Source organism: Dictyobacter vulcani (assembly GCF_008974265.1).
In the GTDB taxonomy this organism is placed as follows: Bacteria; Chloroflexota; Ktedonobacteria; order Ktedonobacterales; family Ktedonobacteraceae; genus Dictyobacter; species Dictyobacter vulcani.
Genome location: NZ_BKZW01000001.1, coordinates 3,231,181 through 3,248,330, shown reverse-complemented (window position 1 = coordinate 3,248,330; position 17,150 = coordinate 3,231,181). Strand labels below are relative to the sequence as shown.

Genomic DNA, 17,150 nt, shown 5'->3' with positions numbered 1-17,150 from the left:
ACCTTTATCTGGCCATGGGCAACAGTATATGGAATGTAGACCCGCCCCCCGAAATTCCGCTACTCTCAATCCAAATCTTCCCACCCATGGCTTCAATCAAGCGCCGCGAGATATAGAGTCCCAGTCCAGAGCCACGGACAGGACTGTTCATATCACTTTCCAACCGATAAAAACGCTGGAACAGCCGTGCCTGATCCTGTGGAGCAATGCCTTTTCCTTGATCAGAAACACTGATGATCACTGACATCTCCTGCTCCAGTGAGAGCTCAGCTGAAAAAGTGATTGGCGTGCCCTCAGGTGAGTATTTCAGGGCGTTAGTGCTCAGGTTCATTAACACCTGATGCAGACGGAGAGGATCGGCGAAAACATAGAATTGCGCCGGTACATTACAGTTCACCTGCCGCCGCTCATGGGTAACCTGTGGCTCAATCATCACCATCACTTTATCCAGCATATTTTTTACCGCCACGCGACTGATCAAAGCTGGCTTGACGGCAGACTCAGCCTCAATACGGCTGGCATCCATGACGTTGCGCAGCAGGATCGCTAGCTCTTCACAACCCAATTGCGCCTTCTGCAAAAATTCGCGCCGCTGCTCTGGTGGAAGCACCTCATCATATTGGGCCAGCAACTCGATATACCCCTGTACAGCAGTTAAAGGGGTACGTAACTCATGAGAGGCAGTAATCATAAAATGATCCTTCATCTGGTCCAGTTCTTTGAGTTGCTCATTGGCGCGACTCAGACGCTGATACAGTTGGGCGTTGGTAAATGCTACACTGGCCTGCTCCACAAAGTCCTGCGCATTCGTGAGGTCATCTTCTTCAAATGATGGATCACTATTGCTTCCAGGCGGGACCGACCGGGCAAAAATCAAGAGTCCATTGAGTTGACCACCAGTGACAAGGGGAGCCAGAATAGCTGTATAGATACGATGCCGAATCAGTTTGCCTCGCAAGGCGAATTGGCGTGCTCCAGGCTGCTGTCCACGGTCAGGCACTACCTGTGGTCCACTCTCAGGTAAAAGCTGCGTCTGGCGCGCTGGGCCAACCTCTAACAGAAATGGCTGGAGTAGTTGCGGCGCCTCTTGCTCGTATTCAACCAGGTGCAGCGGGGGCCAGTCACGAGGTTGAGCGGGTTCCAATTGATCCGGAACTTTAACCGCCAGTGGCTCCAGTAAACCTTCCGCTCGCCTGGCATAGAATGCCACATAATCCGCATGTAATGCACTGGCACCCTCGGCACAAATCAGTTGACTGATCTCGACCGGCTCCACAGCTGCTGTATTCAAACGTGTCGATATATTCACCATGGCGCGGGCAAACTTCTCACGTTCTTGTTCCTCCTGATAAAGCCAGGCATGTTCAATCACGATCGCAATCTGCTCAACATAGCTCCGTACCAGAGAAGTCATTAATGCATTCGTACGTGAGAGGACATGGCGAGCCACGCCCAGGCTTCCCAGAATCTTCCCCTGGTAGATAATAGGAAAAAAGCGCATGGAAGAAATGTGCTGCCGCTCTTGCCACAAGCGCAACTCGGAAGGGAGTTCACGTGCATGCGTCGGCCAGCGCAACTCGCATTCCTGGCGCTCCGCAACCAGCCGATAAAGAATGTTGTCGCCCGTAACACGGCAATTTACGACATTGGTCAGTCGCGAGGCCGTACTGATATAGAGGTGAGAACGCTCAGTGAGCGGCTGGTCATATTCATCCAGCAGCACAACCATGGCAGTAGTAAAACCAAACTGTGAGATGGGTACATTCAAGATGCGCGCTCGTAATACATCCAGTTCCAATATGTCGCTCAACTGAGTTACCAGATAGCGCACCTGATCGGATTCTTGCAAACGCTGATCGCGCTCTTTCAACAATACCTCATTCTCGCGGGTCGCAAAAAAGTGCCGCACCACAATCAGCATCCCAACAACTGAGCTGAGCAGGAAAAGACTATTTACCGCCTCACTACTCGTACTATGCACATACATCACTTCAATGATGCATAGTGTTCCCAGGATTAAAGCCAGTGGAACATACATATTTTGAATGTTCCACCAGTATGCGCCTCGATCTTGATACTGCTTTACATATGTCTGATCAACGTTGAGAGTTCCAGGTGTATGAACATCCTGACTTTGCGTATAACCACGCATCTGGAGATTATAGTGATAAAGCGCCGCAAGGCCGATCAGGAGCGGGCTGACAATCCAGGTCAGATGAATCAAAGGATGTTCTGGAGCAGGAGCTATACGAAAAACATCGCTCCAACTGCAACCAATATCTCCCAGAAGAGTAACGAAAAGGCCAATTCCAACAATCCAGGTGGCACGCCGTAGATTCGGTTTTAGAGCATGCTGAGCATATAAGCCCAACATCAAAAGGAGGAAGATATCACCTGAGATTAAGAGGAACGCCATACGCAAACGAAATAGCCAGTCGCTGAAACTAATACCAGCAGCTGGCTGTAGTACGGGTGTAATCATGGAGAAATACCAGCAGATGCCAGCAAGGCAACAGGTTGTAATTAAAATATCAACCACCATACTCGTGCGCAACGTGGAGCTACCGGGCAATCGGCGAAAACCAATAAATAAGCAGGGATAAAAAAGGCAAAAAATGACATAGCGCGAGAAAAAGAGAAAGTGGTTAGCGGGTAGGGAAACAATGATATTTTCAAAGAAGCCCCGTACGCCAAGCGCCAGCAAGCCAAAAGCAATAAATAACCAGGCGGAGTGGCCAGGCGTATCCAGGGTTTCAGCATCAGATCTCATCCAGTACGCTACCTGAAAGGACCAGAAAGCACCAATACAGGCCGTGAGCAAAATCACAACGTGTGGCAATAAATCATCATCTGGAAGCTGCCAGTTCATGAAGAAGAGGCAGCCTCCACTGATCACGACAAAACAGATAGCGAAAATTGCCGCTATCACACTATAGCGATACCGCTTTTGCACCGAGGCCAGATCTATTTGCTCAAGTGCTATCGTCTTCATGCCTGCTCCACTGCACGCATAGCTATCCCTGGCAGGCCCTCAGATCGATAGCCAGGCCGGCAGGTCTATTTCTCAGGTGGTTGCCGTAAACTCATGCGTACAAGATCCATATACCAGAATGGTTGACGTTTCCGCAACAATGGCTTACTGCGAACAAGATTGCCAGGAATCGAATCCAGGATATTATATGCCAATTCACCAGTTAATGATCCAGCCATATCGCCAGGGCTATACTCTAACATGCGCGTGGTCTTCCGTCCTGTCCGCTGCTCACGGGTATCGATCGTCATCATCATCAACCCCTCCTCATCCTCGTCAGCGATGACTTCAGACAGTGTGTAAGGGCCAGCACCACCCGGGGAGAAAATGCCACTCAAACCGTTGGCGTGTATGCCATGGCCCGTACCAAACCAGTTTGCAAGGGCCAGATAGACATTGTGTTCTGCGGCACGCGTGCGCCAGATCATAAAATGGAACGGCTCATTGAGACCAAAGCCATCGCTCATCAACGATGTTGAATGAGACAGTTGTAGGCCGATCGGAACTGGAAAATTAAGGAGAGTCGGCGCACAAACCAGATCAGTTCCTTTACTGGCAAGTACACGCAGCGTCTCGGGAAAGAGGACATCATAGCCAGTAGCCAGACCAATACGACCAGCCGGCGTATCAAAGGTTGGAAAACCGAGATCTCCGGTCGTAGCCCACAAGCGATCCATTTCACTCAGGTGTATTTTACGATAGATGCCATACACCCCTTCTGGATCAATCAAGAGGACCGTATTATAAAACCTGTCCCCTTCTACCCGCTCGGCAACACCCAGGACTAAACTGATCTGTAACTCATTGGCCAGCGAGACCATGACCTCTGTTTCAGGTCCCGGAACCTGAATCGCGCCTTGCTGGAAATGGGCGGCCAGGGCGACAGTATCGTTCTGTTCAAGCAACTGCTGAGGCACGGGACCGGGCAAAATCAGTTCAGGCAGCACCAGTACATCCGGCATGGCCGGGGCATTATCTCGCATTAACGTTTGCAGCCAGTTTTGCAGGGCCAGAATTCTCTCAGTGGGAGAAGTCGTTGGAGTTACAGCAAACGTTGCCAGGTCCATCTGCACAATGCCCGCACAAGAAAGTTGGCCCGTGGGCAGTTCGCCTAATTCATAGAGACTGTGATAGCGCAGTGGCTCCCACAAATAACTATTTTGCACCACCGCTCGGTAAGCCGCCGGCTGTCGATCCGCCAGGGAATGGCCAATCAACGCGCCATCCTTCAACCAACGTTTATCCCGGCTACGCCGCAGGTCCACCTCACCATAGACAATCCCTTCACCTTCCTCAAGAAAGGTTTGGAGCGAGCCATCTGGATTCAACACACAACTACCACCCCGGAACTGCACCCCGCGCTCTCGGCCATAGCGATTGGCCGCAATGACATACATCTGGTTTTCAAAAGCGCGCGCCATCCACCAACTACTGGGGCAGGACTCATCCACCCAGTTGGTTGGGAAGAGCAACACGTCAGCTTCATGCAGGGCCGCCACACGAGCAGCCTCGAAATATCTGGCATCACCACAGATTAACGCGCTCAAGCGTCCCAATGGGGTATCCCAGACAGGAAAACCAAGATCACCATCGCGCGCCCAGCGTGGATCACCAATATCGAGATGCACCTTTCGATACACACCAACCACCCCATCCGGACCAAGTAATACCATGCTATTATAGAAAACCTGTGTATCCGGGTCTACCTCTGGTAAACCCAGGGCAACGTAACAAGCATATTTGCTGGTTAATGCTTGAAAACGCTCAGTGGTTGGACCGGGGATCGGCTCCGTATATGGACCAATCTCATCACCAGAAAGCCAACAATAGCCGGTTGTTGCCATTTCTGGTAAGACTATCAACCGCGCTCCATGCGCTGCTGCATCTTCTACCAGACGGAGAAGATCCTGAATATTCTTTTCCTTCTCGCCTAGAGTTGGCTCATACTGGATAGCAGCAACTCGGTAAGTGGAGATCGGTGGTTGTTGTGTGAAGAAAGAGCTCATTAAAGCTTTTGTGCTCCTGCTGTAGGACTATGGGAAAGCCATAACTGAAATAATATGCTGAATATATCGTGATTATCCCTTGTATTATAACACTAATCAGTCTCTACTATACACAATTTCTCGCATTTTTGTAGTACTTTGGGGTCGATTCCTCTCTCTTTCAGTATTTTCCTATCCTATCCCTTCCTCAAGGCACTTCCTATCTGTTTCTCATCGTCCATGTATTTTATCTTTTATCCTCAAGGTTTTCTCGGAAGAATAGCATATCGTTCCAGCGATACTTTTACCACCACAGCAATACTGTAGTCATGACCTTGAAAATATCAATACAAAGGCCGAGATTATACGACAAAGAAGACCTGACTATCCATAGATCTTATCCACCACAGCAATGACTACGTACCCATGACTAACGAATCGTATACCATCCTTCCTATGTATAATCGCGTACACATTTTAAGTCTTATATCAAATTTATTCTATATGATTCTATTAAAGTTAACATTTTGTCTCTCGATTACTTAAGATGCAGGATAAAACTCACTGTACGGTGAAGGTATCCGCAGAAGCTTATTAAACCTATAGGTAATCGCCGCATCCTATCTGGATGTGACCATTGTGGAGTACAGATGCAGCTATGTTCAAGAGGGCTCAACAGGCCATCCGCTCACTCTGCACCCCATGCATTCAAGCAGGAAAAGCGATGTATACATTCCGATTACGGAAATAGCATGAAAGTACATTTATGCTCAATAGGTTTATAGCATGATTCGGACGGTCATAAATATATTCTATATGGAAAGGTACACAACAATGAACTTCAAAAGTATTAAGCCATTGCTAGCATCATTAGGAATCGCCGCATTAAGCCTGGGCGCATCAAGCGGTTTTGTTATGCCAGTTAGCGCCCATCCCGCAGACGGTCCCAGACATGACCCAGATGTTTGTTCGCCTAGCAGAAATGAAGTAGAATTCAAAGAGGAATCTGAGGATTTCTTTAAGCGGGCAGTGATTGTCTGTACGAATGCGACTGCCAACAACTATAACCACAATGACAATGATATTCACCTGAGCAATAAACTCCACAATCGCATCAATATCCACACGACCAACCGCCCACATTTCCGTAACAACAATCGTATCCATAACAACAACGACAACAACAACGATAACCAACAGGCCCAACTCAATCATCACAACGATGACTAGATCAATAAACTAGCTGGTTGGCTACTGAAGTAGACCCGTTTTATAGCTACTTCAGTAGCTGCCAACTGGCAGTATAAAGCAATCCTGAACTATATGTGGGATAAAACACCGTTCTGCGAGCAGGGATGCTGTTTCTCTCTATACTTAAAGGGAAAATCTATGTTTATTAAAAGAGTGAAACCTTTCCTGATGGTCCTGGGTATCAGCGCCGTCAGTCTGGGAACTGCGGCAGGCCTGATTTTACCAGCCGGCGCACGATCCGCCGATATAGTTGCGCCCACCACAGTTCTCAGCGGCGCGGGAGCACTGTGCCCGAATCAGGTAACCATTGCCACCTTATTGCCCGGCGATGCAATTGAAGGAAGTGTAGTGGTCACGGCAGCTGGTGCGGCCGCACCAACTGGTGCTTCCTCACCAACCAACATCAACGACACTAATACCGCCTTTTCACGAGAATTCACTGGATCAACACCACAGCCATTCTCGATTCTCAATAACACTGCAACTGTCGATGTCGTTCAAGCTTGTAACCGACTTGCGACACTCACCACTGTGATTCACGGAAACATGATCAAAGCTGGCAGCGCACGTAGAAAAGGCATTGGGACCATCAACATTAAGGTTGATGCGAGTGCGATCAATAATAACAATAACGCCACCACGATTGAACTTCTAAACCGGCTCTATAATCGCCTCTATGGTCGCAATAGACACCATCATCACAATAATAACAATAGCCATTAGTAATAACGATGACCATAACCATCATGATAGTCACAACAATCATGATAACTACAATAATCACTAATTACACGAAGCACAAGTGCGCTCATCGCCAGGAAAAAACCTGGGACAGGTCAACCTGGGTTGGGATTTCTTGATCTATGCATGGAGTCAAGTGAGCACTGATAACAATAAGCAAGGATGCTTACTTATATAGTGATAAAAAGGGAAATCTTCCATGAAAAGCATACCTACCAAACATATAATTTCAACGCTCGCTATCAGCTTTATAAGTCTGGGCGCCACAGCAGGACTGGCCTTGCCGGTCAGTGCTCGTTCAGCGGACGTTGTCGCTCCAACATTTGTCGTTAGTGGTGTGAACTGCGGACACTCTGGTAGCGTCATAGCCACCTTGCTTCCTGGACAATCTTTAGCTGGTGACGTGGTCATCACATCGAACCCAGGCTACCTGTTTATGGCTGATTCCAATGCCTCGCTTCTGCAAAGTTTTATAGCCACAACTCCGCCAGCCCCCCAGCCGTTCACCGTTACTAATAGAACCATGGGTACGGATACCATTTTTGCCTGTAATTCAAGCCTGCCGCTTCTATCCGTCGTTAATGCCAAAGTAATTGATACCGCAACAGGTATCCCGCTTAGTGAAGGTGGTGGTGCAACCAGCCCAATTGAGATTAAGGTCGATGCTCACGCCAACAATAACAATACCAATGGTAACACTATCAACGTCAGTAATCTGCTGCGCAACCTGATTGGGCATAGCGGTAATAGCAGTGACAATAATACTTACCACCATAAAAATAATCATCATCAGAATGGCCAGGATGGTGACCATTATGGCAACCAGCGCGATAATCATGATGGTGATCAGGGCGATAAGCATTATGGCCGCCAGGGTGACAATCATTATGGCAATCAGGATAGTGACAACTCTGATAGTCCGCACAACATGCATCATGGCTATCAGAGTAGCAGGCATTATGGCCGCCAGCATAATACTCACCATAACCTCCAATATGATGATAATTATGACCGCCAGCACAATGCTCATTATGGCAATCAGCATGATAATAATGGCGCTCAACAGCGCATGCAAGGACATCAGCACAATATCCATCAGGCCAACCGGAAGGACGACGCTCAATAGTTATCCACTCTCCAGGTTAGTAGCCGACAAAAGACGGTCCGTTTTTTCACGGACCGTCTTTTGTCGGTTGTAACAAGCACTTTACAGGCATCAGGAGATCATGTTATTATTCATTGAATGGATTAGTAGATATGCGCCTGAGAGTACTCCACAAACGAGGCTGTCACCGCGTATGTAAACCGTTCAAGGCCATGACGCGAGCCATGTCCCTTCCCAGAGGTGCACAGAGAGGAAGCATCAGCGGCTGAGAGTGCTCCCCCAAACCAGCAAGAAGCAAGATACCCCTCGCCAGTCTGTACTGAGACAGTAAAGTACACGCATCACCTGCGTTACAGGGTGCACGAGCACGTTCTTCTTGCACGAGATGGTACGGCTGGCTTGATGCTAGCCGCAGAGCGAGGAGACGCGGAAGCAGGGTGGAACCACGAAAAGTATCAGACCTTTTCGTCCCAGTGTGGGATGAAGAGGTTTTTTTGTTGTTGTTGCCAGCTAAGGAGGCTTTATTATGTCGGTTGAAATCGAACTCCAGGAGTCGATGAATTATACGCCGATTCAGCGTATGCGCCACTCCGCTGCACACGTCATGGCCGAGGCTATTCAGGAGATTTTCCCGGATGCCAGATTTGCGATTGGGCCGGCCATTGAAGATGGTTTCTACTATGATTTTGATCTTCCACGTCCTCTGACCCCCGATGATCTACCAGAGATTGAGCAACGCATGAGGTGCATTATCGCGGCCCGACATCCCTTTCAGCACGATCGCTGGCCACGCGAGCAGGCTCTGGAATACTTCCACACAAAGGGACAGGATTATAAGGTTGAGATCATTGAAAATCTTTCGGATGCTGAGGTTGGCATCTATCAGCAAGGAAATTTTCTGGATCTGTGCCGTGGACCGCATGTAGGGAATACAGACGAGATTGGTCCCATCAAGTTGATGCGGGTCGCCGGTGCCTACTGGCGTGGCGACGAACATCGTCCAATGCTCCAACGTATCTATGGTACGGCCTGGTTCACGCAGGAAGAGATGGATCAGTATCTCTGGCGGCTGGAAGAAGCACAGAAGCGCGATCACCGCAAACTGGGACGCGAATTAAAACTCTTTACGTTCAGCGATGATGTCTGTGCTGGCGTGCCACAATTCTATCCACGCGGCGAGACATTACGCCACCTGATGGAATCCTATGTCCGTGAAACGCAGGAGCGCTATGGCTACCAGCACGTCTGGACATCCAATATCGGTAAAGTGCGCCTGTACAAAACCTCCAAACACTGGTACACGTATCGCGAGAATATGTTTCCGGTCATGAAGGGCGATCAGGAAGCGTCGGATGATGATGCCTACGTACTCAAACCCATGAACTGCCCACACCACATCCTGCTATTCAAATCGCAGATGCACAGCTATCGCGAGTTGCCAATTCGCTATGCCGAGTCCGATACGCTCTACCGCTATGAAAAAACGGGCACCCTGACAGGACTGGCTCGCGTCCGCAGCCTGACCCAGGACGACGCCCATGTCTTTATGCGCCCGGACCAGATCCAGGAAGAGTTTAATCGCTCCGTCAATCTGACACTGGAGGTCTTTGAAACATATGGACTCCAGGACTACTGGATCCGCCTCTCACTGCGTGATCCCCAGAAGAAGGCAGAGTATGTTGGTAGTGACGAGGTATGGGAAATAGCAGAAGCGACCTTGCGCGAGGCAGTCGAGAGCAAAGGTATCCAGTATGAAGAAGGTATTGGTGAAGCCGCTTTCTATGGTCCCAAGCTTGACTTCATGGTCCGCGATGCGTTAGGTCGTGAATGGCAGTGCTCGACGATCCAACTGGACTTTGTACAGCCGATGAACTTCGAACTGGAATATATCGGTGAGGATGGACAGCCACACCGCCCGGTCATGCTTCACCGTGCCGTCACAGGCGCCACAGAACGCTTCATGGCCATGCTGATCGAGCACTTTGCCGGAGCATTTCCCGTCTGGTTGGCACCAGTGCAGGCCATGATCATCCCTATTGCCGACCGCCACCAGGACTATGCCTATAAAGTATTAGAACAATTGAAAACGGCAGGTATCCGCGCCGAAGTTGATATACGCGGTGAGCGCATGAACGCCAAGATTCGGGATGCGCAGATGCAAAAGATTCCTTACATGCTTGTGGTCGGTGACAAAGAAGCCACCGCCGAAGCCGTCTCGGTGCGCCTGCGTACAAACGTTGATCTGAAATCGCTTCCGCTGACACAGTTCATCGAACGCGTCTCAGGCATTGCTTCCAGCAAAAGCCTGGAACTCTAACCACTCGAATGGGAACGGAGCGCGAAAATTGTTGTTCGCGCTCCGTTCCCGCTGCCATCAGGCCAGATATTTATAAGCGGGTAAGGTCAAAAACTCAATAAAGGTATCTGTAGAGATCAGTTCATCCAGAATTTTGGCCGCCTGAGAAAACTTGCTGTTGGCGTAGTCAGGCTCACCCAACTGCTCCTCCAGAAGATCCAATTCTGCTGCCATCAACTCGTGAAACAGGTTCAACGTTACTTTACGACCATCGGCCAGGATACCCTGCTCGTGACGTATCCATTGCCAGATCTGGGCACGCGAGATCTCAACGGTGGCCGCATCTTCCATCAGATTGTTGATCGGAACACAACCATTGCCACGCAGCCAGGACTCCAGATATTGCAGACTGACACTGATATTGTTACGCAGGCCGGCCTCTGTGATCGTTCCTCCAGGCATCTGCAACAGATCTGCTTCACTCACCTCGACATCCTCACGCTTACGCGCAATCTGGTTAAGCGTCGACATGATAGCATCGAATTCGGCCAGCGCGATGGGCACCAATCCTGGATGGGCCACCCAGGTACCATCATGGCCATCGCTGGCCTCGCGGCGCTTATCGGCCCGTACGCGGGATAGAGCCTCTTCATTGGCCGTGGGATTATTCTTGATCGGAATCTGCGCTGCCATACCACCAATAGCTGGCGCATTGCGCCGATGGCAGGTACGAATAGTCAGGAGTGAGTAAGAATGCATAAAGTGCGTGGTCATGGTCACCTGAGCCCGGTCTGGTAACAGGAACTGCGGATGCTGATGGAGTTTCTTGATCACACTGAAGATATAATCCCAGCGTCCACAATTAAGTCCTGCTGAATGCTCACGTAACTCATAGAGGATTTCATCCATCTCAAAGGTGGCCAGAATAGTCTCAATCAACACCGTGGCTTTGATCGTTCCTTGAGGTATACCAAGCGTACGCTGCGCCAGCACAAAGACCTCGTTCCATAAACGCGCCTCATGATGGCTCTCCAGTTTTGGCAGATAAAAATAGGGTCCGGTTCCGTTCTTGAGCAATTGCTGGACATTATGGAAAAAATAGAGACCAAAGTCGAATATACCACCTGGTATGGGCTCTCCATCCACATAGACATGCTTCTCATCCAGATGCCAGCCACGCGGGCGCACCACCAGCACGGCGGTCTGTGGGTTAAGCTGATAGTGTTTACCTTCTGGACTTTGATAGGTAATAGTCCTTCGAACCGCGTCGCGTACATTGATCTGGCCCTGGATAGTCGCGGTCCAGGTGGGAGAATGAGCGTCCTCGAAGTCGGCCATGAAGACCTTTGCCCCCGAGTTTAAGGCATTGATAACCATCTTCCGCTCGACCGGACCCGTAATCTCGACGCGCCGATCCTGTAGATCAGCGGGCAGAGGCGCAATTGTCCAATCGCCACGGCGGATATGCTCGGTGGTAGGCAAGAAATGGGGGAGTTGTCCGGCATCGATTTCGCGTTGACGCTTGACACGACGCTCCAACAATGTACGCCGGCCTTCGCGTACCGCACGAGCCAGTAAAGCAACAAAGTGTAAAGCTTCTGGGGTCAGGATCTCAGCAAACTCCGGTGTGACCGTAGCCCGTACCTCCACGCCTTCAACCACGTGGGATAACTGTTGATCAGTCATAATCAGCCCCTTTCGATGAAAGAATACACCACCTTAATACGACGAGAATCGTGGGTTCCTGCTGACAAAACGCTGCTGACAGTAAAATGGAGGTGCCCGCAGAGGCAGGACCTCTACGGGCATTGATGCGAAAATGTGATCAGGCTCCGTGGCACTTTTTATATTTTTTGCCGCTACCACAAGGGCAGAGATCGTTACGACCAACGCGAGGCAAGCCATTAGCATCAGTCGTTGTGGCAACCGAGCTGTTAACGCCATTGCGCGGCGTAGCGGGCACACCTGAACGATTAGCAGCAACCGCGCGACCGGCATCCTTGCGGGCCTTTGCCTGTCTGGCCGACTTTTTGGCCAGTTCTTGCTCATCACTCTTCGCCTGACCACTGGCCTCCGCCAGCTCGTCGGCGTTGGTGTGAATGTTCGCAGGCATTTTGCGCTGTGGCTCTGGTCGCTCCAAAGTGATGGTAACGTCATTGCGCAACAGTTTAAGCAACGAATCTACCGTGTAGTGCTGAATGCCTATTTTCAGTTCATCAAACATACGATAGGCTTCATTTTTAAACTCTACCAGTGGATCACGCTGACCTACAGAGCGGAAACCGATACCAGCACGCATGACATCCAGTGCGTCGATATGATCCATCCACAAGCGATCTACAACCTGGAGCAGATAGGACCGCTCAAACTCACGGATCGGATCAAAGTTCTCGACACCCTGCTCATTTGCTTGCTGACGTAGTTCCTTAGCACGCTGCTCATAATGCTCAAGCACCAGATCAATCAGATCCTGCTTCATGGTATCGCGGCGTACGGCATGAATATTCTCAGGCAACAGATCATCGGGAATATGAACCCAGGTCTCCAGTGATTTAAACAGGGTCTCTAACTGCTCTTCCTCGGTCAGAACCGGACCAGGGAAAGCACCATCGACAATGCGACCGACTTCATTGGTGATCATACCCAGGATGCGCTCGTGCATATCACCATGCTCAAGGACGTGACGGCGATCTGCATAGATGACTTCACGCTGTTTCGCAATAACATCGTCATATTCAACGACGTTTTTACGCATGTCAAAGTTGTAGCCTTCAACACTGGTCTGCGCACGCTCAATGAAGCGGGAGACCAATTTGCTCTCAAGAGGAGTCTCTTCGTCCATTCCGACGCGCTCCATGATTGCGGACACCCGATCGGCAGCGAAGCGGCGCATCAGTTCATCATCCAGGGCCAGGAAGAAACGCGAGGAGCCCGGATCACCCTGACGACCGGCACGACCACGCAACTGATTATCGATACGGCGCGATTCATGGCGCTCAGTACCAATAATATGCAGGCCACCAACCTCGACCACATGCTCATGATCCAGATCGCATTCTTTGATTTTGGCCTTCAGGAGATCGTCCTTCTCGGACTCGGTCATGTTCGCGATATATTCCTGGATGGCCTCTTCTTTTTCCTGGCGCTCATCGTCATTACGCGCTGGCATTTCATGGATATAGTCTACCTGTTCGGCATGTTTACGCAGAATGCTATCGAAGTAGCCAGCGGGATTGCCACCAAGCAGGATATCGGTACCACGACCAGCCATGTTGGTGGCGATAGTAACTGAGCCACTGCGACCGGCCTGCGCCACAATCTGGGCCTCCCGCTCGTGGTGCTTGGCGTTCAAGACGTGATGGGGAACCCCTTGCATCTCAAGCAAACTGGCCAGCATCTCAGAAGTCTCAACCGAAGTTGTACCGACCAGTACGGGCTGGCCCAACTCGTAGCGTTCTTTGATCTCCTCAACCACCGCATTATACTTGGCCTCCTGCGTCCGATAGATCAGGTCCGCATAATCCTCACGCTGGGTCGGCTTGTTGGTTGGAATAACCATGACATCCAGTTTATAGATCTTATTGAACTCTTCAGCCTCGGTCAGGGCCGTACCGGTCATACCCGCCAGCTTGTTATACAGACGGAAGAAATTCTGGAAGGTAATCGTGGCCAGCGTATGATTCTCACGCTGAACCTTGACGTTTTCCTTGGCTTCAATAGCCTGGTGCAGACCCTCGCTATAACGGCGACCTGGCATCTGCCGACCAGTAAATTCATCGACGATGATCACCTCACCATCTTTGACGATATAATCTCTGTCCCGCTTAAAGATGACCTGCGCCTTAATAGCATTTTCCATGTAGCGCGTCAGGTCGAGGTTCTCTTCCTCATAGATGTTGGTTACGCCGGCCAGCTTCTCAATCTTATCGATACCGGACTCGGTCAACATCACGGAGCGCGTCTTCTCTTCTACGGAATAGTCATCCCCAACAGTCAGTTTGGTCGACCAGCGCGCAAACTGTGCATACAGCTCCGTGGATTCCTGACCCTGGCCCGAGATAATCAATGGGGTACGGGCTTCGTCGATGAGGATATTATCAACCTCGTCAACGATGGCATAGTTCAGTTCACGCTGCACCATCTGGTCCAGGGAAGTGACCATGTTGTCACGCAGATAGTCGAAGCCAAACTCGTTGTTGGTACCATAGGTAATATCTGCATCATAGGCCGCCCGGCGTTCCGGTGATTGTGCATCCACCGCGTTAACGAGAATACCAACGCTGAGTCCCAGGAACTTGTAGATCTGGCCCATCCATTCAGCATCACGGCGTGCCAGGTAATCGTTAACCGTGACTACATGCACACCTCTACCTGTAAGGGCATTCAGATAAACCGGGAGGGTCGCTACCAACGTTTTACCTTCACCAGTACGCATCTCTGCGATACGACCCTGATGCAACACCACGCCACCGATCAACTGCACCACATAATGGCGCATCTTGATCCGGCGCAGACTGGCCTCACGGACCACGGCGAAGGCTTCAGGCAGTAGCTCATCCAGTGTTTTGCCCTGCTTGTTATAGCGCTTGGCAATGGCTGGTAACAAATCGTCGATCTTGTCGGCTTTGATCGCGACCAGCTCCTCCTGGTTTTTATGCCAGAAATCCATAAAAAACTGGCCCAGGCGCTGCGTACTACTCTCGTCACGGGTACCCGATGAGGTCCCACGAGCTTGCTCAAACGCAGTCCAGAGCTCATCAAAGGATTCTGAGAGCTGATCGGCATCGACTTCTTGCAAGTCTGGTTCAACCTCGGTAAGGAGCGCAATGATCGCTTTTTTAGGATCGCTATTCTCATCGGGCCATTGCTGATGCTGCTCGGCGAGATTCAAGGCCTGAGCGGTACGCAGATTATTCAGGTAAGGTGAAAGATTTTCATACGCCTTCTCAAAACAGGCGGAAAGCGTCTCCTGTAAATGATTTTTTAGTTCGTGTTCTGGATCATTACGATCGATCTTCTGGCGCGGCTCTGAAATTGTCAGATGGAGATGCTCATCGGTACATTGTTCAGCCTGTGGCTCTACTTTTTGCAGAACCTCGCGAAACAAGATTACCAGTTCATTCTCCAGTACCATGCCGCCTTTGAGGTAGAGAGCAAGCTGTGAGCGCAACTCTACCGTCTTAGCAGCCAGTTCCTCATCGGATAATTTTTGCAGCCCAGGCTCCAGCTGCTCAATCTTATCGATAAGAGGCTGGATGGTCTTCAGTTCTTTTTTATTGGGATCGCCCAGGATTTTTCCTAGCAGTTGCATACGTGCTTGTTCTCCTACTGACCGGCGCTGATACTGTACTATCAGTCTTGCTGTATTGGATTATATCGTTGATGCATGCCAAATAGCGGTGTCAACCCATTATACCATTCTTTCATAGTACGAAGGTGGGTTCTTTCAGTTGCATAGCTGTTGGTTAGATAGGCATTAATAAGATATGGACGTTGGGAGTTTTTTCTATCACTCATTATAACACCTGGCTACATTCTATCATTCCCGAGGACACAATATGCTGCTCAGGTACAATAGAAAAAGGAACAACATGTAGAAGTGTGGAGGAAGGATATGAAAAGCCAGCATACACGAAAGATTGCCTTGAAGCGCGCCGATGATGTTCCGGTCAGGCCTCTCGTTTCACGGACACCAGCTAAACCTCTCGTTTCACGGCCACCAGCCAGACCTCGGCCTTCGCAGGTTCCGTTGATAACTCCAACGCGAATACAATCCATTATACATGAAACAAGCTACAGGTATGGACTGGAGATCGTTCTGGGACGTCTGCAACGTTGCTTTGCCAGCCGTATTGCGGCCACCGATATTGAGGTACTGGAATTTAGTCTCCGTCAGTTGTTCGAGCAGGCCTACCTCCTCTTTGGCCAGTTACTGCCAGAACTCACTTTATGCACAAATCCTCCACTCGACCAGACGGATCCTGCTTATTTCTATCGTATGAATACCCTGCTACAAGATATCGAGAGTTTACTCGAACGGCTGCTTCCTTTACTACAATTGCAGTTGATCTCGGCTGGTACCGTACTGGAAGCATTGGACCGTAGTTGCAGTCTCTATGGGGCCGCACAGATCAAAAAACAGTTGCCCCAACAAGGCGAGGACGAAGAGCGTACGGTGGTCCTGGCGGCGATCGAAGCGGCCCTTATCCCGGATAGTACCTATTATCAGTGGATGCAGGCACTGCACGTCATTACAGGTAAACTACAAAACTGGCAACAGCAACAGGAAAGCGTGTCGTTCTCAGCGCTCTTCGCAGACCTACCACTGCTTGATCCCACGCTCTCTTCTATCGATTCCACACTGCCTTTGATGCTGGAATGTATCCAGACCATTTTCAGCACCATCCTGCCAGAATTTCATGCCGTATCTCGCGGCGATGATGAAACGGCAACCATCCACCTGCTCAATCTCATGCAGTATAGCGATCTTTTGCTTAACCATGTTGACAGCTTACGGCAAGCCTTACAAGTAGTGAGTAGCCATTACAGGCAAACAGACACATTATATTGATCTCAACCGTATAAACAACGTCTTAACAAAATCATAACCATAATCATGCTCGTTTTTTAGCCATCACGCCGTATGATTATTGACAATATATCATGCCATTCAATCGTGTGAGCGAAGCTAGCCGCGAGTGAGCGGCGTTCACGATTGCTTTTTAATATTCAGTCATTTAT

9 protein-coding genes and 1 pseudogene are annotated in these 17,150 nt (G+C 49.9%); 5 read left to right on the top strand and 5 right to left on the bottom strand.

What is annotated here, in order from left to right; all coding sequences use genetic code 11:
• Positions 1–4: 4 nt before the first annotated feature.
• The gene (locus tag KDW_RS13665; RefSeq protein ID WP_151756467.1) at positions 5–2,992 is read right to left on the bottom strand and encodes a sensor histidine kinase; all 2,988 of its coding nucleotides are present in this window, start codon (positions 2,990–2,992) and stop codon (positions 5–7) included.
• A 65-nt stretch (positions 2,993–3,057) separates the two neighbouring features.
• Positions 3,058–5,037: a nitrilase-related carbon-nitrogen hydrolase gene (locus KDW_RS13660; RefSeq protein ID WP_151756466.1), complete on the bottom strand. Its 1,980-nt coding sequence runs from the start codon at positions 5,035–5,037 to the stop codon at positions 3,058–3,060.
• A gap of 813 nt (positions 5,038–5,850) precedes the next feature.
• On the opposite strand from KDW_RS13660, the gene KDW_RS13655 reads away from it, so the two are divergent.
• The 4 genes from KDW_RS13655 (at position 5,851) to thrS (ending at position 10,430) form a co-directional block, all read left to right on the top strand.
• Positions 5,851–6,246: a hypothetical protein gene (locus tag KDW_RS13655; protein WP_151756465.1), complete on the top strand. Its 396-nt coding sequence runs from the start codon at positions 5,851–5,853 to the stop codon at positions 6,244–6,246.
• Positions 6,247–6,405: 159 nt separating this feature from the next.
• Positions 6,406–6,990 carry a hypothetical protein gene (locus KDW_RS13650; RefSeq protein WP_151756464.1) on the top strand — a complete coding sequence of 195 codons (585 nt, stop codon included), beginning with the start codon at positions 6,406–6,408 and terminating at the stop codon, positions 6,988–6,990.
• A gap of 217 nt (positions 6,991–7,207) precedes the next feature.
• On the top strand, positions 7,208–8,134 hold the full coding sequence (locus KDW_RS13645; protein WP_151756463.1) for a hypothetical protein: 927 nt from the start codon (positions 7,208–7,210) through the stop codon (positions 8,132–8,134).
• A gap of 505 nt (positions 8,135–8,639) precedes the next feature.
• Positions 8,640–10,430 carry a threonine--tRNA ligase gene (gene thrS, locus KDW_RS13640; protein WP_151756462.1) on the top strand — a complete coding sequence of 597 codons (1,791 nt, stop codon included), beginning with the start codon at positions 8,640–8,642 and terminating at the stop codon, positions 10,428–10,430.
• A 57-nt stretch (positions 10,431–10,487) separates the two neighbouring features.
• Here thrS and aceB read toward each other — a convergent pair whose 3' ends face one another.
• From aceB to secA, 3 genes and pseudogenes are all read right to left on the bottom strand, one after another.
• Positions 10,488–12,095: a malate synthase A gene (aceB, locus tag KDW_RS13635; protein WP_151756461.1), complete on the bottom strand. Its 1,608-nt coding sequence runs from the start codon at positions 12,093–12,095 to the stop codon at positions 10,488–10,490.
• A 139-nt stretch (positions 12,096–12,234) separates the two neighbouring features.
• On the bottom strand, positions 12,235–12,522 hold the full coding sequence (locus KDW_RS35885) for an SEC-C metal-binding domain-containing protein (protein ID WP_371876254.1): 288 nt from the start codon (positions 12,520–12,522) through the stop codon (positions 12,235–12,237).
• 114 nt (positions 12,523–12,636) lie between these two features.
• Positions 12,637–15,078, bottom strand: a pseudogene (gene secA, locus KDW_RS13630) (preprotein translocase subunit SecA); the annotation flags it as partial.
• Between the two features lie 945 nt (positions 15,079–16,023).
• Between secA and KDW_RS13625 the strand changes: the two are divergent.
• A complete protein-coding gene (locus tag KDW_RS13625) occupies positions 16,024–16,980 on the top strand; it encodes a hypothetical protein (protein WP_151756459.1) in 957 nt (318 codons plus the stop codon).
• The last annotated feature ends 170 nt before the right edge of the window (positions 16,981–17,150 follow it).